General features: G+C 74.4%; 20 protein-coding genes. 10 read left to right on the forward strand and 10 right to left on the reverse strand.

The genetic code is table 11. The annotated features are described in order from the left end of the window. From lnt to fxsA, 3 genes are all read left to right on the forward strand, one after another. Positions 1–1192: apolipoprotein N-acyltransferase (gene lnt / locus E0D90_RS04890; protein ID WP_227869999.1), on the forward strand; the 1192-nt coding region annotated here is incomplete at its 5' end. Then, positions 1189–1956, forward strand: coding sequence for a polyprenol monophosphomannose synthase (locus tag E0D90_RS04895; protein ID WP_130796723.1), 768 nt, complete (start codon positions 1189–1191; stop codon positions 1954–1956). The genes lnt and E0D90_RS04895, both read left to right, overlap by 4 nt. A 3-nt stretch (positions 1957–1959) precedes the next feature. After that, complete coding sequence (gene fxsA, locus E0D90_RS04900) at positions 1960–2604, forward strand: FxsA family membrane protein (protein WP_130796724.1); 645 nt, start codon at positions 1960–1962, stop codon at positions 2602–2604. A 103-nt stretch (positions 2605–2707) separates the two neighbouring features. Here the strand turns inward: fxsA and E0D90_RS04905 are convergent, their stop codons facing one another. Together E0D90_RS04905 and yczE are read right to left on the reverse strand one after the other, a co-directional pair. Beyond that, positions 2708–3082 (reverse strand): RNA polymerase-binding protein RbpA, encoded by a 375-nt coding sequence (locus tag E0D90_RS04905; protein WP_103500268.1) that lies wholly within the window; start codon positions 3080–3082, stop codon positions 2708–2710. Between the two features lie 293 nt (positions 3083–3375). Further along, complete coding sequence (gene yczE, locus E0D90_RS04910; protein WP_130796725.1) at positions 3376–4035, reverse strand: membrane protein YczE; 660 nt, start codon at positions 4033–4035, stop codon at positions 3376–3378. Between the two features lie 205 nt (positions 4036–4240). On the opposite strand from yczE, the gene yczR reads away from it, so the two are divergent. Continuing rightward, positions 4241–5761, forward strand: coding sequence for a MocR-like transcription factor YczR (gene yczR, locus E0D90_RS04915; protein WP_130796726.1), 1521 nt, complete (start codon positions 4241–4243; stop codon positions 5759–5761). Between the two features lie 28 nt (positions 5762–5789). Here yczR and E0D90_RS04920 read toward each other — a convergent pair whose 3' ends face one another. Continuing rightward, positions 5790–7427 carry a hypothetical protein gene (locus tag E0D90_RS04920; RefSeq protein WP_130796727.1) on the reverse strand — a complete coding sequence of 546 codons (1638 nt, stop codon included), beginning with the start codon at positions 7425–7427 and terminating at the stop codon, positions 5790–5792. A 73-nt stretch (positions 7428–7500) separates the two neighbouring features. Further along, the gene (locus tag E0D90_RS04925; protein WP_103504722.1) at positions 7501–7695 is read right to left on the reverse strand and encodes a hypothetical protein; all 195 of its coding nucleotides are present in this window, start codon (positions 7693–7695) and stop codon (positions 7501–7503) included. Between the two features lie 233 nt (positions 7696–7928). Between E0D90_RS04925 and E0D90_RS04930 the strand changes: the two genes are divergently transcribed. The 3 genes from E0D90_RS04930 to E0D90_RS04940 all read left to right on the forward strand — a co-directional run bounded on the left by E0D90_RS04930 (position 7929) and on the right by E0D90_RS04940 (position 11205). Beyond that, the gene (locus E0D90_RS04930) at positions 7929–9167 is read left to right on the forward strand and encodes a MurT ligase domain-containing protein (RefSeq protein ID WP_103504721.1); all 1239 of its coding nucleotides are present in this window, start codon (positions 7929–7931) and stop codon (positions 9165–9167) included. Positions 9168–9193: 26 nt separating this feature from the next. Then, the gene (locus E0D90_RS04935) at positions 9194–9922 is read left to right on the forward strand and encodes a type 1 glutamine amidotransferase (protein WP_103504720.1); all 729 of its coding nucleotides are present in this window, start codon (positions 9194–9196) and stop codon (positions 9920–9922) included. Between the two features lie 218 nt (positions 9923–10140). Next, positions 10141–11205: a cytochrome c oxidase assembly protein gene (locus E0D90_RS04940; protein WP_130796728.1), complete on the forward strand. Its 1065-nt coding sequence runs from the start codon at positions 10141–10143 to the stop codon at positions 11203–11205. Here the strand turns inward: E0D90_RS04940 and bioD are convergent. Both bioD and E0D90_RS04950 read right to left on the reverse strand, forming a co-directional pair. Then, positions 11089–11766, reverse strand: coding sequence for a dethiobiotin synthase (gene bioD / locus E0D90_RS04945; RefSeq protein ID WP_130796729.1), 678 nt, complete (start codon positions 11764–11766; stop codon positions 11089–11091). The two genes, E0D90_RS04940 and bioD, sit on opposite strands and share 117 nt — an antisense overlap. Positions 11767–11857: 91 nt before the next feature. Further along, the gene (locus tag E0D90_RS04950; protein WP_130796730.1) at positions 11858–13204 is read right to left on the reverse strand and encodes an adenosylmethionine--8-amino-7-oxononanoate transaminase; all 1347 of its coding nucleotides are present in this window, start codon (positions 13202–13204) and stop codon (positions 11858–11860) included. Between the two features lie 132 nt (positions 13205–13336). Between E0D90_RS04950 and E0D90_RS04955 the strand changes: the two genes are divergently transcribed. From E0D90_RS04955 to E0D90_RS04965, 3 genes are all read left to right on the forward strand, one after another. Continuing rightward, entirely contained in the window at positions 13337–14536 is a 1200-nt protein-coding gene (locus tag E0D90_RS04955) for an 8-amino-7-oxononanoate synthase (protein WP_130796731.1), read from the forward strand. An 84-nt stretch (positions 14537–14620) separates the two neighbouring features. Beyond that, on the forward strand, positions 14621–15220 hold the full coding sequence (locus tag E0D90_RS04960; RefSeq protein ID WP_130796732.1) for a DoxX family membrane protein: 600 nt from the start codon (positions 14621–14623) through the stop codon (positions 15218–15220). Positions 15221–15386: 166 nt separating this feature from the next. After that, positions 15387–16367: a fibronectin type III domain-containing protein gene (locus E0D90_RS04965; RefSeq protein WP_227870000.1), complete on the forward strand. Its 981-nt coding sequence runs from the start codon at positions 15387–15389 to the stop codon at positions 16365–16367. A 132-nt stretch (positions 16368–16499) separates the two neighbouring features. Here E0D90_RS04965 and E0D90_RS04970 read toward each other — a convergent pair whose 3' ends face one another. The 4 genes from E0D90_RS04970 to E0D90_RS04985 all read right to left on the reverse strand — a co-directional run bounded on the left by E0D90_RS04970 (position 16500) and on the right by E0D90_RS04985 (position 20394). Continuing rightward, complete coding sequence (locus E0D90_RS04970) at positions 16500–16985, reverse strand: SMI1/KNR4 family protein (RefSeq protein WP_130796734.1); 486 nt, start codon at positions 16983–16985, stop codon at positions 16500–16502. Further along, the gene (locus tag E0D90_RS04975) at positions 16982–17875 is read right to left on the reverse strand and encodes an alpha/beta fold hydrolase (protein WP_130796735.1); all 894 of its coding nucleotides are present in this window, start codon (positions 17873–17875) and stop codon (positions 16982–16984) included. The genes E0D90_RS04970 and E0D90_RS04975 overlap by 4 nt, the downstream gene beginning before the upstream one ends. A 118-nt stretch (positions 17876–17993) precedes the next feature. After that, complete coding sequence (locus E0D90_RS04980; protein ID WP_130796736.1) at positions 17994–18920, reverse strand: DUF6807 domain-containing protein; 927 nt, start codon at positions 18918–18920, stop codon at positions 17994–17996. Continuing rightward, the gene (locus E0D90_RS04985) at positions 18880–20394 is read right to left on the reverse strand and encodes a Gfo/Idh/MocA family protein (protein WP_130796737.1); all 1515 of its coding nucleotides are present in this window, start codon (positions 20392–20394) and stop codon (positions 18880–18882) included. Before E0D90_RS04985 ends, E0D90_RS04980 begins: the two co-directional genes overlap by 41 nt. Between the last annotated feature and the right edge of the window lie 57 nt (positions 20395–20451).

A 20451-nucleotide genomic window follows, 5' to 3' on the forward strand; every position in this document is an offset into this window, starting at 1 on the left:
TGCCGTGGCCTCCCGCGCGGCCCTGCCCGCGGCGGGCGCCGCGGGGCTGGCCGCCGCCACCGTGCTGGCCGGCTACGCGGTCCCGGTCCACACCGCGGCCGACGACACCGTGCGCATCGCCGTCGTGCAGGGCAACGTGCAGCAGCCGGGCATGGACTTCCTCGGCCGGCCGATGCTCATCCTCAACAACCACGTCGAGGCCACCCTGGGCCTGGCCGAGGACATCCGGGCGGGCCGGGAGGAACAGCCGGACCTGGTGATCTGGCCGGAGAACGCCTCCGACCTCGACCCGCACCGCCACCCCGAGGCGTACAACGCCATCGACCGGGCCGCACGCGCCGTCGGCGTGCCGATCCTGGTGGGGGCGCTCGTCGACCATCCCACCGAGGAGGGCTACGTCGAGAACCAGGGCATCGTCTGGGATCCCGAGACCGGCCCGGGCGCCTCCTACACCAAGCAGCACCCGGTGCCCTTCGGCGAGTACGTGCCCTACCGCGACGTGCTCAGCACGTTCATCACCCGCCTGGAGCGGGTTCCGCGCGACTTCTGGCCGGGCGAGACGACCGGCGTCCTGGACGTCGGGCCCGCCCGGCTCGGCGACGTGATCTGCTTCGAAGTGGCCTACGACGGCATCGTGCGCGACACCGTCAACGCCGGGGCCCGCGCCCTGGTCATCCAGACCAACAACGCCACCTACGGCCGGACGGGCCAGCCCGAGCAGCAGCTGGCGATGTCCTCGCTGCGCGCCGTCGAGCACGGCCGCGCCATCGTCACCTCCGCACCGAGCGGGATCAGCGCCATCGTCGCCCCCGACGGCACGGTGGAGCAGCGAACCGAGGAGTTCACCCAGGACGTGCTGACCGGGGATCTCCCGCTGCGGGACGAGCGGACCGTCGCCGACCGGGTGGGCGCCGTACCCGAGTGGAGCCTCGCCGTCGCCGGCCTGCTCGCCTGGGGCTGGGCCCTCGGCCGCGGCCGCGCCGCCCGGCGTGGGGCCGTCGGCCCTCCGGCGTCCGGTGGCGAGGACGCCGCGTGGACGGAGACCGGTACGGAGACCGCTACGGAAACCGGCGGCGAGACGCCACCGGCGCCGACGGGCGACGGCCCCGGCGGCGGCGCCGCCTCCGAACGCGGGCCGGACCGGGCCGCGGCCCCGGACGGGGGGCCACGTACGGGGGAACGTCCCGCGTGAACGCCCCCGCACCCCGGCCCGGCGGCGCCGTCGGCCCGGTGCTCGTCGTCATCCCCACCTACAACGAGGCCCACAGCATCCGGCCGCTCGTGAGCAGGCTGCGGGCCGCCGTGCCCCACGCCGACGTGCTGGTCGCGGACGACAACAGCCCGGACGGCACCGGAGCGGTCGCGGACGCCCTCGCCGCCGAGGACCCGCGGGTGAGCGTGCTGCACCGTCCCGCCAAGGAGGGACTGGGGGCCGCCTACCTCGACGGGTTCCGCTGGGGGCTCGACCGCGGCTACGGGGTGCTGGTGGAGATGGACGGCGACGGCTCCCACCAGCCCGAGCAACTGCCCCGGCTGCTGACCGCGCTGCGTTCCGCCGACGTGGTGATCGGCTCCCGCTGGGTCCCCGGCGGCCGCATCGTCCACTGGCCCCGCTACCGGGAACTGCTCTCCCGGGGCGGCAGCCGCTACTCCCGTGCCCTGCTGGACCTGCCGGTACTGGACGCCACCGGCGGCTTCCGCGCGCTGCGCGGCCATGTGCTGGAGCCGTCGCTGCTGGCCGACGTGGCCTCGCAGGGTTACTGCTTCCAGGTGGATCTGCTGCACCGGGCCGCGCGCGCCGGGCACCGGATCGTCGAGGTGCCCATCACCTTCGTCGAACGCGCCCACGGCGACAGCAAGATGAGCAGGTCCATCGTGACGGAGGCACTGTGGCGGGTGACCGCCTGGGGTGTCGCCTCCCGGTTCCGCCGGATCACCGGACGCAGGCACACTTGAACCATGACCACCGGTAGCCCGCCCCCCATCGATCCCCGCCCGTCCGACGGACGGTCACCGCGTCGCGGTGGCCGGGCGCGGACGTTCTTGCCCCTGTTCGCCGTCGTCTGGGCCGTGGCCGAGATCTGGCTGCTGCTCCTGCTCGGACGTGTCGCAGGCGGCCTGACCGTCTTCCTGGTGCTGCTGGGGGGCCTGCTGCTCGGCATGGTCGTGCTCCAGCGGGCGGGCCGCCGTGCCTTCCGCCGCATGAGTGAGACGCTCCAGGCGGCGCAGGCGGGGCGGCCGGAACCGCCGTCGACCCGTGGCGGCAACGGCCTCGCGGCGATCGGCGGCATCCTGCTGATGGTGCCCGGGCTGCTGTCCGATGTCCTCGGGCTGCTCTGCCTCTTCCCGCCCACTGCCTCGCTGCTGCGGGGCGCCGCCGGCGCCTTCCTGATCGGCAAGGCGGGGCCGCTGGGCGCCGCCTACCAGGAGGTCCGCACGGTGGACGAGCAGCTGCGGATGCGCCGTCCCGACGGCAAGGTGGTCCGTGGCGAGGTCATCGACCCCGACGACGGCCCGGACGGTCCGGGCGCCCCCGAAGGCCCGGCTCCCGAAGGCCCGGCTCCCGGCGGTCCCGTCACCGGAGGCGGTACACCGCGCGGCTGACCCCGCCACCACCACCGTCACCACGCACGCACAACGGCGCGGGGCCGGACACCCAGAGGGTGTCCGGCCCCGCGCCGTTCGTACCGGTACCGCAGTCCGTCCGTCAGGCGGACTTCCTGCTGTCCCGCGGGTGCACCGCGATGTTCATCGCGCCGGAGCGCAGGACCGCCAGCCGTTCGGCCAGCACCTCCTCCAGCTCCTCGCGGGTGCGCCGCTCCATCAGCATGTCCCAGTGGGTACGGGCGGGCTTGGCCTTCTTCTCCTCCGGCCCGTCACCGTCCACCAGCAGCGCTTGCACGCCGCAGACCTTGCACTCCCACTCCGCAGGGATCTCGGCCTCCACGGAGAAGGGCATCTCGAACCGATGCCCTCGCTCACATGCGTACTCCACCGCCTGGCGGGGAGCCAGGTCGATGCCGCGGTCTGTCTCGTAGCTGGTCACCACGAGCCGCGTGCCGCGTAGAGCTCGCTCACTCATGAATCGTGCCTCCCGGGCTGGTCGCCCACATGACAGGTGTAGCTGTCGTCGTCATCCCGTCAACGTCCGGTCGGCGGTGAAGATTCCCGCTCAGGGATACTCGTCGCCCGTCGCGTCGCAGTCTGTCTCTTACCCGCCCACGTCCGGTTTGTCACATCTGACTGAGTGATGTCACCCGGTGACCCGTGGTGGGGCTACGCGCGTAACGGCTCGCCCGACGGGGCCAACCGCGTACTGTACCCGGCGCGGGCCCCGGCGGCGAAACCGATGGGGCCGAACGAGGCATCCGGCGGTCACCCGGTGGCCCGCCTCCGCGACGCGTCCGGGACCTCGAAGAGGCGCAGGAAGAGCTGCGCCAGCGGACCGATGGCCAGCGCGTACAGGGCGGTGCCCACTCCCGCGGTGCCGCCCAGCAGGAACCCGGCGCTCAGCACCACCGCCTCGATCGCGGTGCGCACCAGCCGCACCGACCGGCCCGAGACCCGGTGCAGCCCCGTCATCAGGCCGTCGCGCGGTCCGGGGCCGAACCGGGCGGCGATGTACATCCCGGTGGCCGCCCCGTTGAGCACCACGGCCAGCAGCAGCACCGGCACCCGGACGGACAGGGTGGTCATCTCCGGCAGCAGCGCCAGCGTCGCGTCCATCGAGAGCCCGACGACCACCACGTTGCTGAACGTCCCGACCCCCGGCCGCTCCCGCAGCGGAATCCACAGCAGCAGCACCGCCACGCTCGCGAGGATCGCGGTGGTGCCGATGGACAGGCCGATCCGCTCGGCGGCCCCCTGGTGGAAGACGTCCCACGGCGAGAGCCCGAGCCCGGCGGGCACCATCAGGGCCACGCTCGCCCCGTACAGGACCAGGCCCACCACCAACTGCGCCGCACGCCGCGGCAGTCGCCGCGACGCGGACCTCGCGCCGGCGTGGGCACCGTCCTCCGGTTCCGTCACCGCCATGACCGTCTTCCCTCCCGCTGTGCGCCCGCGCCGCCGATCCAGCCGGGTACCGCTGGTGTCGCGCGTCCTCCGTGAGGCGCCGGCCTCCGCCCGCGTCCACAGGACCGCAACGATCCCGGGGATGCCGCTCCCTCCCGGGCTCTGGCAGCATGGAGGGTATTGGCATCCCTTCCCAGGGCCAATCGCGAAGAAGTGGACCGCTCGCATGACTGACTGGACGTCCACCGTGGGCGCGACGCAGTTGCGCCGCCTCCTCGGAAGCCACCCCCAGGAGGCAGCCACCCGGGTCCCCGGGACACCCGGGACCCGCCCGGCACGGCTGCCCGCCTACCGCGCGCTCGCCGACGGCCTGCGCTACCTGGTGCTGGAGGGGCGGATTCCCGTCTCCGCCCGGCTCCCCGCCGAACGCGAACTGGCGACCGCCCTGTCCGTCAGCCGCACCACCGTCGCCTCCGCCTTCGAGGCGCTGCGCGCCGACGGCTTCCTGGAGTCACGCAGAGGCGCCGGCAGCTGGACCACGGTGCCCGCCGGGCAGGCGCCCCCCACCGGGGGCCTCGACCCGCTGCCGCCAGACGCCGCCTCCTCGGTGATCGACCTCGGCTACGCCGCGCTGCCCGCACCGGAGCCGCTGCTCACCCGGGCGTTCCAGGAGGCACTGCCCGACCTGCGCACCACCACCGGCACCCACGGCGACTTCCCCGCCGGTCTGCCCGCGCTGCGCCGCGCCCTGGCCGACCGCTACACCGCGCGCGGTGTGCCCACCATGCCCGAGCAGATCATGGTCACCACCGGCGCCATGGGCGGCGTGGCAGCGGTGCGCCGGCTCCTGGCCGCCCGGGGCGAGCGTGTCGCGGTCGAGCACCCCTCCTACGCCAATGTCCTCCAGCTGATGCGGGACACCGGGGCCCGGCTGGTTCCGGTCGCCATGGGGGAGGGGCTCAGCGGCTGGGACCTGCCCGCCTGGCGACGGGTCCTGCGCGACGCCGCGCCGCGACTGGCCTACGTCGTCGCCGACTTCCACAACCCCACCGGCGCGCTCGCCGACGAGGAGCAGCGCCGGGAGCTCGTCGCGGCGGCGCGCGCCGCCGGGACTCTGCTGATCGTCGACGAGACGATGCACGACCTCGACCTCCGCCCCGGCGCCACCCCGGCCCGCCCCGTCTGTGCCTTCGACCCCGGCGGATCGGCCGTCATCACCATCGGCTCGGCCAGCAAGGCGTTCTGGGCCGGGATGCGGATCGGGTGGGTGCGCGCCGCCCCCGAGACGGTGCGCAGCCTGGTCGCGGCCCGCGCCTACGCCGACCTGGGCAGCCCGGTCTTCGAACAGCTCGCGGTCGCCCGGCTGATGAACGGGGACGGCTGGGACGCGGCGGTGGCGCTGCGGCGGCGTCAGGTGACCGACAACCGTGACGCGCTGGCGGCCGCGCTGCGCTCCCGCCTGCCGGACTGGGAGTTCGCCGTGCCCGAGGGCGGTCTGACGCTCTGGGTGCGGGCCGGCGGCCTCTCCGGCTCCCGGCTCGCCGATGTCGCCGAACGGCACGGGGTGCGGGTGCCCGCCGGTACCCGGTTCGGGCTCGACGGTGCCTTCGAGGGGTATCTGCGGCTGCCGTTCACCCTGCCCGGGCCGCTCGCCGACGAGGCCGTCTCCCGGCTCGCCACGGCCGCGGCGCTGCTCCGGGAGGGCGGGCCGGCGTCCCCCCAGACCCCGGAGAGCTACATCACCTGACGGGTCCGTGGCCCGCCGCCCGGGGGAGTCACCCGCCCGTGCGGGCGGCCGTGTCGGCTCCGGGTTCCGCCGGGCCGCCGGCGCCCGCCATGCCGCCGGCGACGGTGCCGTCCCCGGCGTCGCCCGGCTCCTCGGCGGCCGGCGGGGCCGGGCGTTCGGGCAGTAGCGCGAGCACCGCCGTGCGCTGCCGTTCCTCGGTGGTGTCGTCGTACGGGTCGGGTGTGGCCGGGACCTGCAGCCGCAGGACCGGCCCGGGGGCGAGCCGGGCGTAGCCGCGCCCGACCGGGACCTGCGGCGGCGCCGTGCTGCCCGGTGTGGCGCCGAGCACCTGCGGCAGCAGCGCGCCCGGGACGGGGCCCAGTGCCACCCGGGCTCCGGTGCAGCCGGTGACGGCCGGGGCGAGTGCCCCCAGTCCGTCCAGCTGCTCGGCGACCGCGACCGTCACCTCCGCCGCCCGTCCGTGCCGCAGCGGCACCTCCAGCAGTTCCTGCGGGTCACGGACGCCCGCCACCCGGGCGCGGTGGCTGAGCAGCGCGGGCCGGTCCAGGACGATCCACAGCGGCCGCAGCGGAACCGGGTGGTCGGGCACCGCCGCCTGCCGTGCCCGCGCGAGTTCGGCCAGCCGCCGCTCGGTCTCCACCGTGGCCCACTCCAGCGCGGCGGCGGCCCCCGCCGGGGTCGACTCCACCGTCAGCACCCCGCGCCGCCCCGCGAAGCAGGCGAACTCACCCGCACCGCTGCCGTCCACCAGCAGGACGTCACCGTCACCCAGCGCCTGGAGCACCACCGAGCGCAGCAGCGAGGTGGTGCCGGAACCCGGTTCGCCGGTGGCGAGCAGATGCGCGGCGGGGGAGCGGGCGCCGGTCCGCCAGACCACCGGCGCGGCGTCCAGGCTCTCCCCGGCGGCGGTGTCGTCGGTGACCGGCACGGTGCGGTCGACCGCGTCCGCGTCGGTGAAGCCGAGCACCGTCTCGCCGGGGCCGGTCACGAACCGCTGGGCGCACAGCCCGGACGGCAGCGGCTCCAGCACCGTCATCCGCAGCCGGTTGCGTTCCTCGTCCCAGCGCAGGCACAGCTCGCGGTCCCGGCCGGTCTTCGCCGTCAGCAGTTCCTCCACCCGGGCGCGGGCGGCGGGATCGCCGTCGGGGAAGTGGGCGGGGTAGCGCAGCCGGAGCCCGGTGAGACGGTCGCCGTCGAAGGAGTGCTCCTCGAACACCTCGTCCCACTGCCCGCCATAGGCGTACGCCGGTTCCGCCGGGCAGCCCTCGGGCGCGCCGAAGTGCGGGACCAGCGCCTCGTAGAGGGTGCCGAGCCGCGCCTGCTGCTCCTGCTTCTCCTCCTCGGCCTCGGCGGCCCGCGCGGCGCCGGAGCGGGCCGCCCGCCGGCCGGCCACCAGCGCGCCGGCCAGCAGTGCGGCGCCGGCCAGTGGCAGCCCGCCGGGGAGCAGCCACAGCAGCACCAGCCCGGTCACCACCAACGCGGCCAGCGGCAGGCGGCGTTCGGGCGGCGTCCGCCGGCAGCGGGTCCCGGCGGAGCGGGCCAGGACGGCCAGGCCGCTGCCCAGGGTGGCGGGCAGCGCCGTCAGTACGCGCGGGTCGGGCGGAGTCCGCACGACCTCCGTCAGCCGGTTCGCGCGACCGGGCAGTGAACGGAACGTCTCCAGCACCGGTACCTCCACCGTGCGGGGGCGGCCCGCCCGGGGCCGGCGGGGCTTCGCCCCCGGCCCCGTGGCGGCTCGGTCAGAGGGCGATCCCGCCCAGCAGGTTGGCCACGCTGTCGCTGCCGGCCTGGATGCTCGGCGCGATGGCGCTCCCGGCGAGATAGAAGCCGAAGAGGGCGCACACGACGGCGTGCATCGGCTTGAGGCCGTCCTTGCGGAAGAAGAGGAAGACGATGATCCCGAACAGGACCACGCCGGAGATGGACAAGATCATGAGGGCTCCAGACATCGCGGCACGCAGGTCACTCTTCGCACCGTAATCCCCACCCAGGGTGCACAACATCTGATCGGTTCATATGGGTGAACGACGGTCAAACACGGCTATGCGCGGCGGTCTGTGACGTGCGCCTCCCCGCAGACCCCCGCCTGCCGCGGCGCCGTGCGGCGGCGGCACTCCCGGACATCGATAGGGTGGGCGCTACCAAGGGGCAAGGAGGAACAGACACGATGACGGAGAGCACTGAACCGCTGTCGCCGCGCGCCAGGTTGGCCGTGACGGCAGGCAAGGCAGCGGCAGCCGTGTCCCGGGCCGCGGGCCGCGGCAGCGGGTCGGTGATCGGGGGCCGCGTGGCCCTGAAGCTCGACCCCGACCTGCTCGCCCGTCTGGCGCAGCATCTGGACGTGGTCCTGGTCTCGGCGACCAACGGCAAGACCACCACCACCCGGCTGATCGCCGAGGCGCTGCGCGCCGGCGGGCCGGTCGTCTCCAACGCGCTGGGCGCCAACATGCCCGCGGGCATCACCTCCGCCCTGGCGGGCGGGTCGGACGCCAGATTCGGCGTCATCGAGGTGGACGAGAAGTACCTCGCGACCGTGGCCCGCGACGTCACCCCGAAGGTCATCGCGCTCCTGAACCTCTCCCGCGACCAGCTGGACCGCGCGGGCGAGACCCGGATGCTCGCCGAGCACTGGCGTACCGGCCTGGAGGGCTCGAAGGCCGTCATCGTCGCCAACTGCGACGACCCGCTGGTCGTCTGGGCCGCCTCGTCCTCGGCGCACGTCGTCTGGGTCGCGGCCGGCCAGGAGTGGAAGGACGACGCCTGGTCCTGCCCGGCCTGCGGCGGCGTGCTCCAGCGTCCGGACGACGGCTGGGTCTGCGGGGAGTGCGGGTTCGCCCGCCCGACCCCGAGCTGGGTCCTCTCCGGCGACCACGTGCTGGACCCGCACGGGTCGGCCTGGCCTATCCAGCTCCAGCTGCCCGGCCGTGCCAACAAGGCCAACGCGGCAACCTCGGCCGCTGTCGCCGCGACCTTCGGGGTCTCCCCGCAGGTCGCGCTCGAACGGATGCAGACCGTCAGCGCCGTCGCCGGACGCTACGACGTGGTGGCCTACCAGGACCGCGAGATCCGGCTGCTGCTGGCCAAGAACCCGGCGGGCTGGCTGGAGACCTTCTCGCTCATCGACCCGCCGCCCAACCCCGTGGTGCTCTCGGTCAACGCCCGGGGGGCCGACGGCACCGACACCTCCTGGCTGTGGGACGTGGACTACACCCGGCTGGCCGGGCACCCGATCGCCGTCATCGGTGACCGCAGGCTCGACCTCGCGGTGCGGCTGGAGGTCGCCGGGCTGGAGTTCACCGTCCACGAGACGCTCCAGCAGGCCATGGCGGCGCTCCCGCCCGGCCGGATCGAGGCGATCGCCAACTACACCGCTTTCCAGGACCTGCGCCGCGTCGTCGGCAACTGACCCCTACCGCCCGAAGGACGGAAGCCATGAGTGACACCAGCCTCCGCGTGGTGTGGATCTACCCCGACCTGCTCTCGACCTACGGCGACCAGGGCAACGCCCTCGTCGTCGAGCGCCGCGCCCGCCGCCGCGGGCTGCGGGTGGACCGCATCGACGTGCGGTCCGACCAGCCCGTCCCCACCTCCGGCGACATCTACCTGATCGGCGGCGGCGAGGACCGGCCCCAGCGGCTGGCCGCGGAGCGGCTGCGCCGCGACGGCGGGCTGGAGCGGGCCGTGGAGAACGGCGCCATCGTCTTCTCGGTGTGCGCCGGGTACCAGATCATCGGCCACGAGTTCGTCAACGACCTCGGCAAGCCGGAGCCCGGCCTCGGGCTCCTCGACGTGGTCAGCGTCCGGGGCGGCGCCGAGCGCTGCGTCGGCGACGTCCTCGGTGACGCCGACCCCAGCCTGGGGCTGCCGGAGGTCACCGGGTTCGAGAACCACCAGGGCGTCACCCGCCTCGGCCCCGGTGTGCGGCCCTTCGCCACCGTCCGGCTGGGCAACGGCAACGGCGTCGGCGACGGCACCGAGGGCGCCTGGGCCGACACCGTGTTCGGCACCTACCTGCACGGCCCGGTGCTCGCCCGCAACCCGCTGATCGCCGACCATCTGCTCAAGCTGGCGCTGGACGTCAACGCGCTGCCGCCGGTCGACGACCGCTGGTACGACGCGCTGCGCGCCGAGCGCATCGCGGCCGCCACCCAGCCGGCCTGAGCGACCCGCACCACCACCCTCCGGCCCCGCCGGTCCCGCCCGCGCCATCCCGGCCCGGGCGCGGGCGGCGGGGCCGGAGCGCGTCCGGTCGCGGTGCCCGGCCGGGGGCGCCGCGGCCGACCCCGCTCCGGGCCGGGAGCAGGCGCCCCCGGGCCGGGAGCGGGTAGGGACGCGATCTATGCTGGTCCGGGCAATCAGCACAGAACGGGAGCGGCCGGATGGGACACGGCGATCACGGTGGGATGGCGGAGCTGCCACCGTTCACGTTCGGACGGATGCTGGAACTGAGCCCCGACCCGGTGTTCCTGGTCGGTTCGCTCGGCGTCCTCGCCCTCTATCTGTGGGGCGTCACCCGGCTGGTGGGCCGTGGCGACCGGTGGCAGACCGGCCGGACCGTCTCGTTCACACTCGGCGTGCTCTCCGTGCTGCTGGTGACCTGCACGGCTCTCAACGACTACGGCATGGTCCTGTTCAGCGTCCATATGACGCAGCACATGATCATCAGCATGCTCTCGCCGATCCTGCTGCTGCTGGGCGCTCCGGTGACGCTCGCGCTGCGGGCGCTGCCGGCCGCCCCCCGGGGACGTACCGGGCCGCGCGAACTGCTGCGCGGGCTGCTGCACAGCCGGTACGTACGGATGGTCTCCAGCCCGCTGTTCACCATCCCGATGTTCATCGCCAGCCTGTACGGGCTCTACTTCACGCCGCTCTTCGACCTGCTGATGGAGAGCCGGCCGGGGCATGTGGCGATGATGCTGCACTTCCTCGCCGTCGGCCTGGTCTTCTTCTGGCCGATCATGGGCGTGGACCCGGGCCCGCACCGCCCCGGCTACCTGATGCGGATGCTGGAGCTCTTCGCCACCATGCCCTTCCACGCCTTCTTCGGCATCGCGCTGATGATGGCGAGTGAGCCGATGGTGCGGACGTACGCCGATCCGAGCCCGTCGCTGGCCACCGACGCCCTCGCGGACCAGACGGCGGCGGGCGGGATCGCCTGGGCCTTCAGTGAGATCCCCACCGTGATCGTGCTGATCGCCCTGGTGGCGCAGTGGTATGTCTCCGAGCAGCGCCTCGCACGGCGGGCGGACCGGGCGGCCGACCGCGACGGTGACCGTGAACTCAACGCCTACAACGACTACCTGGCCTCGCTGCGGGGCGGTGCCCGGTCAGCTCAGGGCCCCGTCCAGCCAGCTCCCGGCCCGGTCGCGGAAGACGGCGGGGTCGAGCCGGCCCGCGCCGGCGGGCACCCCGCCCAGCAGGGGAGCGCCGGCGACCTCCGCTAGGTCCGTGAGGTTGCAGCGCTCCGCCAGTCCGGGCTCGGCGGGCAGGCTGCCCACCACCACTCCCCGGCAGGTCAGTCCCCGGGAGCGCAGCGCCTCGGCGGTTAGCGCGGTGGCGTTGAGGGTTCCCAGGCCCGCCGACGCCACCACGAGGACGGGGGCGCGCAGCAGTCCCGCCACGTCCGCCAGTGTCGAACCGGCGTCGTCCAGGCGCACCAGAAGGCCGCCCGCCCCCTCGACCAGCACCAGGTCGTGACCGGCGGCCGTCTCCCGGACGGCGGCGGCCGCCCGTGCCGCCGTCATCGGCGGCAGCCCGGCCCGTCGCGCCGCTGTCGCGGGCGCCAACGGCTCCGGGAAGCGGGCGAGTTCGATGCCGGTGACCTCCGGGCCCGCCAGCCGCAGCACCTCCGCGATGTCCCCCGGCTCGTCCGGACCGACTCCGGTCTGGGCGGGCTTGACCACCGCTACCCGGCGCCCGGCGGCCAGCGCGGCGCTCGCCAGCGCCGCCGTGACCACGGTCTTGCCGACCTCGGTGCCCGTCCCCGTCACCACCAGCACGTTCACCCGTGCACTCTTTTCCGGCCGTTCCCGGCCACAGTCCGTACCGGCCACCGAGGGCGCGCCCGGCGCCGCCCGCGCGGTCGCGCGCGGGTCCTCACGCGGCGCGGGCGACGGCGGCCGCGGCCGCGCAGATCCGCGCCAGGTCCTCGTCGTCGGTCACATAGCAGGGCATGGTGTACACCAGCCGGCCGAAGGGGCGCAGCCACACACCCTCGGCGACGGCGGCCGCGGTGGCCGCCGCCATGTCCACCGGACGGTCCAGCTCCACCACACCGATCGCGCCGAGCACCCGCACCTCACGGACCCCGGGGATCTCGGCGGCCGGCGCGAGCCCGGCCGTCAGGGCCGCCTCGATCCGGGCGATCTCCGCCCGCCAGTCCTGCGCGAGCAGCAGGTCCACGGAGGCGGCGGCCACCGCGCAGGCGAGGGGGTTGCCCATGAAGGTGGGCCCGTGCGCCAGCACCGGCACCTCGCCGCTGGCGATGCCCTCGGCCACCGCGGTGGTGCACAGCGCCGCCGCCAGCGTGAGGTAACCGCCGGTCAGCGCCTTGCCGACGCACATCACATCCGGGGAGACGCCCGCGTGGTCGGCGCCGAACAGTTCACCGGTGCGGCCGAACCCGGTGGCGATCTCGTCGAAGACCAGCAGCACGTCGTGCTCGTCGCACGCCTCGCGCAGCACCCGCAGATAGGCGGGGGAGTGGAAGCGCATCCCGCCCGCGTTCTGCACCACGGGTTCGACGATGACGGCCGCGAGCCGGTCCGCGTGCTCGGCGAGCATCTCGCGCAGCCGCCGCGCGTACTCCTCGTCCGGTCCGTCGGCGAAGTCGGCCGGGGGCGCCTCGGCGAACAGCTGGCGGGGCAGCAGCCCCGACCACAGCTCGTGCATGCCGCCCTCCGGGTCGCACACCGACATCGGGTGCCAGGTGTCGCCGTGGTAGCCGCCCCGCCAGGTCATCAGCAGCCGTTTCTCCGGGCGCCGCAGCGAACGCCAGTACTGCAGGCACATCTTCAGCGCGACCTCGACGGAGACCGATCCGGAGTCGGCGAGGAAGACATGGCGCAGCGGTTCCGGGGTGATCTCCACCAGCCGGGTCGCGAGGCGGACCGCGGGTTCGTGCGTCAGGCCCCCGAACATCACATGGCTCATCGAGTCCAGCTGCTCGCGTACGGCGGCGTCGAGGACCGGGTGGCGGTAGCCGTGCACGGCCGACCACCACGACGACATGCCGTCGATCAGCTCCGCGCCGCCGGCGGTCCGCAGCCGCACCCCGGAGGCCGACTCCACCACCAGCGGGGCCGTGGCGGCCGGTATGGAGGCATAGGGGTGCCACACATGCTCACGGTCCAGCGCCGCGACGCGATCGGCGGTGAGCGCTCCCTGCGCGGGCGCGCCCCGCCTGGCTCGGTCGGTGCTCGGGTCCTGCGGCGTGCTGCTCACACGTGCTCCCTCCCGCCCCGTGGGCGGCCGGCGGCCCGGTGCCCCCGGCGACGGTCCCGGTGAGCCCGGGCGGCCGTGTGTTTCACTCTAGACCGACCGTGAACGGCCCGGATATCCAAGGGTGGTGCGCCGATGACCGAGCGCGATGTGTGGGCCTGGCTCGACGCCGAGGCGGCCGAGCGCCGCCGTCATGGCCTGGTCCGGGAGCTGCGGCCGCGCGCCGCCGGGGCCGGCGGGCTGGACCTCGCAGGCAACGACTACCTGGCGCTGTCCCGCGACCCCCGCGTCACCGGTGCCGCCGCCGACGCCGCCCGGCGCTGGGGCACGGGCTCCACCGGGTCCCGGCTGGTGACGGGCAGCACCGCCGTGCACGCCGCGCTGGAGGAGGAACTCGCCGCGTTCTGCGGCTTCGAGGCCGCGCTGGTCTTCTCCTCCGGCTACTGCGCCAACATCGGTGCGATCACCGCCCTGACCCGGCCTGGGACGCTGATCGTCTCCGACGAGCGCAACCACGCCTCGGTCATCGACGGCTGCCGCCTGGCGCGCGCGGATGTCGCGGTGACCGCCCACCGCCAACCGGAGGCGGTCGAGAAGGTCCTGACACGGCATCGGGGACGTGCCGTGGTGGTGACCGACTCGGTCTTCTCCGTCGACGGCGAACCCGCGCCGCTGGGCGACCTGGCGGCCGTCTGCCGGGCGGCCGGCGCCGTGCTGCTGGCCGACGACGCGCACGGCCTCGGGGTGAGCGGTCCCGGCGGGCGGGGCGCCCTGGCAGCCGCCGGGCTGGCCGGCGCGCCGGATGTGCTGGCGACGGTCACCCTCTCCAAGTCGCTGGGCGGGCAGGGCGGTGCGCTGCTCGGCCCGCGCCGGGTGATCGACCATGTGGTCAACACCGCCCGCACGTTCATCTTCGACACCGGGCTCGCGCCCGCGTCGGCGGCGGCCGCGCTGGCCGCGCTGCGGGTCCTGGCCGAGGAGCCCTGGCGGGCGGCGCGGGTGGGGGAGAACGCGGCGGCACTGCGGGCCGGTCTGGCCGCGCGGGGGCTGCGCCCGGGAGGCGCGCCGGGCAGCGCGGTGGTGTCGGTCCCGGCGCCCTCGGCCGATGCCGCGCTGGGCTGGGCGGCCGCCTGCCGGGCGGAAGGGGTCGATGTCGGCTGTTTCCGGCCGCCGTCGGTACCGGACGGCATCTCCCGTCTGCGGCTGACAGCTCATGCGGGACTGGAGGAACCGCAGGTGGAGCGGGTGGTGGAGACCGTGGCGCGCACCGCGCCACCGGGTGTGGGGGACGCACATATCTCGTCCTTGTGTGAGCCCGTCAATACGGGATACTGATCGGACAATCAGTCAGGCGGGCGGAGCTGGGCTGGTTGGGGCGGATGTCTCTGTCACCACCCCCACCGGAAGGATCACGCCCCCATGTCTGTTCTTCGCCATGCCCGTCCGCAGCCCACCACGGCTGTCCCCGAGCGCGAGCCCGCGAGCGGCGCCGCCGCTCCCTACGCCCCGGCCGCACGGCTCCTCGCCGCGCTGCGGATCACCACCGGCCTCATCTTCCTGTGGGCCTTTCTCGACAAGACCTTCGGCTTCGGCTACGCCACCACCTCCGAGCGCGCCTGGGTCAACGGCGGTTCGCCTGCGGCCGGTTACCTGCAGAGCGTGCAGGTCGGCCCGCTGGAGAGCACCTTCCACGCCTGGTCCGGCGCCGTATGGGTCGACTGGGCCTACATGGCCGGGATGCTCGGCCTCGGCCTCGCCCTGGTCGCGGGGATCGGGCTGCGGATCGCCGCCGTCTCCGGGACCGGGATGATGCTGCTGCTCTGGGGCGGCGCGTGGCCGGTCGCCCGTGAGATGTCGGACGGCACGGCCAGCATGTCCCCCAACCCGCTCATCGACCAGCACATCGTCTACGCCCTGGTCATGATCCTGGTCGCCGTCTGCGCCGCCGGGCGGACCTGGGGTCTCGGCCGTTACTGGGAGGAGACGCCGCTGGTGCGGCGATACAGCTGGCTGCGCTGAGACCCCTCCGGCTCCGAGCGGTGTACCGCCACCGTCGCCGGTGCGCCGCTCCCGTCGCCGTCCATCGGGCCATCCGTGAAGGAGTTCTTCGACGCGGGTCTTGATGTGTCCCTACCAACCGGGCATCTTTGTCTAGACCATTGCCCCTCGGTTGGAAGGCGCGACCGTGTCACGGACCCCCCACCCCGCCGTGCTCGTCCTCACCCTGCTCCTCGGCCTCGCCCTGACCGCCTGCGGCGGCTCCAGCGGCGCGACGCAGGCGGAGCAGACCCCCGCTCCGGCAGGACTCACCGTCCAAGCCAGCAGTTCGACCTCCGTCCACGTGATGTGGAACCGCACGGAGGACGCCGGGATCACCGGCTACGAGGTCCGCCAGGACGGCGAACCGGCGGCGGAGGTCGCCGCCGCCACCTACATGGTCGACATCACCGGGCTGACCCCCGACACCGAGTACACCTTCTCCGTACGGGCCACCAGCGCCCACGGCACCTCCGGTGACAGCCGCGCCGTCACCGTCACCACCTTCTCCGCCGCCACCGACGACGAGGAACCGCCGACCGCGCCGGGCGCCCTGACGGGCGCCGCCGACGGCGCGCACGCCGCCACCCTCAGCTGGGAACCGGCCTCCGACAACATCGCCGTCACCTCCTACGACATCCACCAGGGAGACGTCCGCATCCACAGCGTCGGCGGAAGCGAGACCAGCACGCTGATCACCGGTCTGCGGCCGGGAACCGGCTACGTCTTCACCGTGGTCGCGCGCGACGCCGCCGACAACTCCTCACCGCCCAGCGAGGCGGTCGAACTCACCACCTCCGGAGACGCCGGTGGTGAGGCGGGACCGGCCACCGCCCCCTCCGGCTTCGAGGCGGTCGCGCGGGACGCCGACGGCACGCAGACGATCGAGCTGTCCTGGACCGCGCCCGAGACCGGCGGCGACGTGCTGGAGTACCAGATCCACCTCGACGGTGACTTCGCCACCACCCTGCTCTGGGGAAGCGGAGCCCCCGTGGGGGTGGCCACCCACACGCTGACCGTCGACAACGAGCCCGGAGTCACCTACGCCGTGAAGATCCGGGCCCGGCTGCCCGACGGGCACTGGGGAGCCTTCTCCCCGGAGGTGAGCGTGACCACCGGCGAGGACTGACACGGCGCCACCCTCCGCCGTCGTCGCGCGAGGGACCCGGTACGGGGCGCCGGGGGCACCCGTACCCGGGCCGCGCGTGCGGTCCGCGTATCCGGTCCGCGTGTCCGTGCCGTATCCGGGCCGCGCGGACGGTCAGCCCGCCGGGCGCCCGGCCCGGTACCCGCCGTCGAGCGGGCCGACGCCGAACAGGTCTGCGTGGGTGAGCGCGTCCAGGAACGCCGCCGTCGTCGGTTCCAGCGGGAGCTGGTCGAAACCGGCCAGCCGCACCACGCGGTCCAACTCGTCCACTCCCTCGGCCCAACCGACCAGGTCGCCGTTGACGGTTCTGCCGAACACCCGCACCTCGGCGGTCGGTGCGATCAGTGGCTCGTCCTCGGGCTCCAGCAGAGGCCCCACCAGTTCCCGGTGGGTCACGATCGCGCGTGGCGAAGCCAGATCGAGGAAGCCGCCGAGGCTGCCCGCACCCCAGTCGAGGTACAGGCGGCGTAGCGCCTCCGGCAGCACGGTGCCCGTCGTCCTCTCGTACGCGCGGACCTCGCGCGCCTCCACCGGCTGTGGCCGCCCCCGCAGCCGCCAGCCCACCGGGACGCGGAGCGCCCCGGGCTCCTGCCGCGTCAAGCCGGCCCCGACTGCCGGTCGATGGCCTCGCCGACCACCGGCCACAGCGGGCGGGGGAGGACATGGCCCATGCCCGGCAGCAGCATCAGCCGCGAGCCCGGGATCGCGCGGGACAGGACGCGTGCGGCGGACGGGCGGATCAGCGGGTCCGCCTCCCCGTGCACCACGAGGGTGGGCGCCGTGATGCCCGCCAGCCCTCCGGCGGGGACCGTCAGCTCCCTGACGGCGGCCAGCTGCCGACGGGGCACGGCCGCCGACGGGGGCCTGCGCTCGTAGGCGAGGGCGGCCGTCGCGCGAGCCCACTCCTCCTCCAGCGGATGAGCGGAGCTGCACGCGAGCCGGTAGACGTCGACCAGCCGGCGCTCCTGCTCGCCGCGGTCCGGACCGTAGCGGCGGGCCGGCGTGCCGAGCAGGAAGCGCGCCCGCAGGTGCCGCAGGTTCGCCACCGCCCCGATCGGCATCCGGAGGCCGCCCACGAGTGCCAGCGAGCGCACCCGCGCCGGATGCCGCAGGGCCAGATGCTGGGCGATCCCCGCCCCCAGTGACATGCCCAGCAGGTGCGCCGACGACCAGCCCAACGTGTCCAGGACCGCCAGCACGTCGGCGATCAGCTCCTCGCCCCGGTAGGGGCCTTCGGGCGGCACCTGCACCGGTGCACCGCCCGGCGCGTCCGCCCCGCCGGGCGCGACACGGACGGAGAGCCCGCTGTCGCGGTAGTCGAAGCGTGCGACGTGGAAACCCAGTTCGGCCAGCAGCTCGCACAGGTCGTCGGGCAGCCAGACCATCTGGAGGTCGATGCCGTTGAGCAGCAGCAGGGGCCTGCCGCCGGGGTCACCGAACGTCTCGTAGGCGATAGCCACTTCGTTGTTCACGGCGGTGGAGACGGTCATGGCACGCTCCCGCGGTCGAGTGTCGTGGGACGCACCATAGAAGGGGCCGCACGCGCGGCACCGAGCGGGTGCGCCCCGGCGGTGACGTCACGTCACCACCGTTGCGCACCACGGGTGTTCACCAGGGGAGGGTGGACAGGTACTCCTCGGTCTTCTCGCGGTCCCACTCGCCGTCGGCGATCACCAGGCGCCAGCGGCGCTCCAGGGACTCGCCGGGAGGCAGCACCAGTTCGTCGAAGAACGCCCAGGACGGGGCGACGGCGGCGAACGGGTCGTTGCGCACGAACCAGTGGGCCGGATGCCGGCCGTCGGTTCCGTCGTGCCCGTTCTCCGGCGCGTGCTCGAAGACGACCGTGGCGAAGCCGTCGACCCCGTCGAACTCTCCCGAGTAGGAGAGCCAGCGGCCCTGGGTGCCCATCAGTTCCTGGCCCTCGCCGTGCGGGCCGAGCACCCGCCCGTTCCGGAAGGCCCGGGGACCGCGCCAGAACAGGCCGGTGTAGCCGGCCATCTCCCGGCCCGCCGTGGTCGGGGAGCCGAACCGCAGCTGCTCGCCGCGCACGTTGGTCATCGACGAGGACCAGGTGAGCGTCCACGCGCCCGCGGCCGGGTCCACGTGGTGCGCCTGGACCCGGCGGCGCTCGTCCACCCAGCCGTCGCCGTCGTGGTTGCGCCAGGTGAGCCGTTCGGAGACGACCGCGCCGTCGCCGGAGGCGGTGATTTCCTCGAACCCGTCGTGGTCCATCGAGCCCAGCCGCTCGGGGTGCGGGGTGTAGCCCTGCGGGTGCACATAGCAGCGCCCGCCCCAGATGTTCTGGCCGGAGAGGTGGGAGGCGGTCAGCTGCAGCCCCTTGTGCCAGCGGTGGTCGTTCGGCCGGTAGTCGGTGACGACCCCGCCGGACAGGGTCCGCAGCGGGTGCAGATAGGGCTTGGGAGCTTCCCAGGCCGCTTCGGGGCGGTAGACGTAGCTGAAGAGGGTGACGTCCTCGTGCCGCAGCTCGACGCGGTCACCGGGTGTGTGGGTGAGCCGCAGCTCGGGCCGGGTCATGCCGGTACCTCCGGAGGTGGTGGATGGTGCGTGGTGCGCCCGCCGCCCGGCGCGTTCCCGGAACGGGCGCCGGACGGCCCCGGGGCGGGGTGGCCGCGCCCGGGGCCGTCCGGCGAGGGGCGGGCCCGGGCCGGGGCCCGCCCCGGGGGGGTCCGCCCCCGGGGGGCGGGCCGGGCGGGGCGGGCGCGCCGGCGATGCGGGTACCGGCCTCGGTCAGGGTGACCGGCTGTCCGGTGCGCGCGGACTCGCTGGCGGCGGCGCCGATGAGCACGCTGCGGATCCCGTCCCGGAAGCCGGCCTGGCGGGCCAGCGGGTCCTCGCCGGGGCCGCGGAACACGTCGTCGAGGAGCAGGCGGTCTCCGCCGCCGTGGGCGCCCTCGCCGTTGCGGATGGGCAGTTCCTCCGGCTGCTTCCAGTGCTCCTGGAGCACCAGCCGGTCGTAGGCGCCCTGGGCGTTGGCCTTGCCGGTGGCCGAGGGGTCGACCGCGTCCTGCGGCGGCGTCCACGCCCGCTCGCACACCTCCAGCTCCAGCCGGCCCTTCGTGCCGTTGACCGTGACCCGGTATCCCTCGTGCGGGGCGTGCGCGTTGAGGGAGTAGGTCAGCATGGCGCGGTTGTCGTAGCGGACCATCACGGCCATGTTGTCGTCGATGGTGACACCGGAGGCGAAGACGTCCTGGTCGCGGACGTAGCCGTCCTCGGCCTCGGCGTCGAGGTAGAGACGCTTCAGGCGGGGGTCGGCGCCGATGTCCAGCAGGAAGGGGTCGCTGCCGAGTTCCGGCGCCCCGTGCGCGCGCTCCGGGCGCGGGCCGGGCGCGTTGGTGTCGCCGTAGAAGCGCAGGTCCGCCTGGGCGAAGACCAGTTCGGCGCGGGCGTCCAGCCACCAGTTGACCAGGTCGAAGTGGTGGGTCGACTTGTGGACGAGCAGGCCGCCGGAGGAGGAGCGGTCGCGGTGCCAGCGGCGGAAGTAGTCGGCGCCGTGGATGGTGTCCAGGGTCCACTCGAAGTGGACCGAGGTGACGTCACCGATCCGGCCCGAGGCGATGGCCTCGCGCAGCGCGGTGTTCCGCGGCGAGTAGCGGTAGTTGAACGTCACCACGATCTCGCCGCCGCCGCGCTCGGCGGCCGCGGCGATGGCGGCGCAGCCGGCGGCGTCGACGGTCAGCGGCTTCTCGACGACGACGTCACGGCCCGCGTCCAGCGCGGCGACCACGTACTCGGCGTGGGTGGAGTCGACGCTGGTGACCACCACCGCGTCGCAGAGCGCGAGGACATCCTCGAACCGGTCCGCGCCGAAGGTCGGGACGGCCGGCCTGCCGGTGGCCGTGATCCGCTCGTTGTAGAAGTCCATCCGGGTCTGGTTGGTGTCGCAGAGAGCGGTGATCTCCCCGGTGTCGCTCCAGTCACCGAGCAGCGCGTCGACGTACATCTGCGCGCGGTGGCCGAGGCCGACGAAGGCGTAGCGGCGGGTCACGGGTGGTGTCTCCTCGTGCGGTGGGACGGTCGGGCAGGTGGCGCCGCGCGGTGCGGG

Source organism: Streptomyces otsuchiensis (genome assembly GCF_004305975.1).
Classification (GTDB): Bacteria; Actinomycetota; Actinomycetes; order Streptomycetales; family Streptomycetaceae; genus Streptomyces; species Streptomyces otsuchiensis.

What these genes read in the sequence shown, in the direction of transcription:
- E0D90_RS04905 (WP_103500268.1), bottom strand. Translation starts at nt 3,082, where the DNA reads ATGAGTGAGCGAGCTCTACGCGGCACGCGGCTCGTGGTGACCAGCTAC.
- E0D90_RS04960 (WP_130796732.1), top strand. Translation starts at nt 14,621, where the DNA reads ATGTCTGTTCTTCGCCATGCCCGTCCGCAGCCCACCACGGCTGTCCCC.
- yczE (WP_130796725.1), bottom strand. Translation starts at nt 4,035, where the DNA reads ATGGCGGTGACGGAACCGGAGGACGGTGCCCACGCCGGCGCGAGGTCC.
- E0D90_RS04955 (WP_130796731.1), top strand. Translation starts at nt 13,337, where the DNA reads ATGACCGAGCGCGATGTGTGGGCCTGGCTCGACGCCGAGGCGGCCGAG.
- E0D90_RS04940 (WP_130796728.1), top strand. Translation starts at nt 10,141, where the DNA reads ATGGGACACGGCGATCACGGTGGGATGGCGGAGCTGCCACCGTTCACG.
- yczR (WP_130796726.1), top strand. Translation starts at nt 4,241, where the DNA reads ATGACTGACTGGACGTCCACCGTGGGCGCGACGCAGTTGCGCCGCCTC.
- E0D90_RS04925 (WP_103504722.1), bottom strand. Translation starts at nt 7,695, where the DNA reads ATGATCTTGTCCATCTCCGGCGTGGTCCTGTTCGGGATCATCGTCTTC.
- E0D90_RS04975 (WP_130796735.1), bottom strand. Translation starts at nt 17,875, where the DNA reads ATGACCGTCTCCACCGCCGTGAACAACGAAGTGGCTATCGCCTACGAG.
- E0D90_RS04930 (WP_103504721.1), top strand. Translation starts at nt 7,929, where the DNA reads ATGACGGAGAGCACTGAACCGCTGTCGCCGCGCGCCAGGTTGGCCGTG.
- E0D90_RS04935 (WP_103504720.1), top strand. Translation starts at nt 9,194, where the DNA reads ATGAGTGACACCAGCCTCCGCGTGGTGTGGATCTACCCCGACCTGCTC.
- fxsA (WP_130796724.1), top strand. Translation starts at nt 1,960, where the DNA reads ATGACCACCGGTAGCCCGCCCCCCATCGATCCCCGCCCGTCCGACGGA.
- E0D90_RS04980 (WP_130796736.1), bottom strand. Translation starts at nt 18,920, where the DNA reads ATGACCCGGCCCGAGCTGCGGCTCACCCACACACCCGGTGACCGCGTC.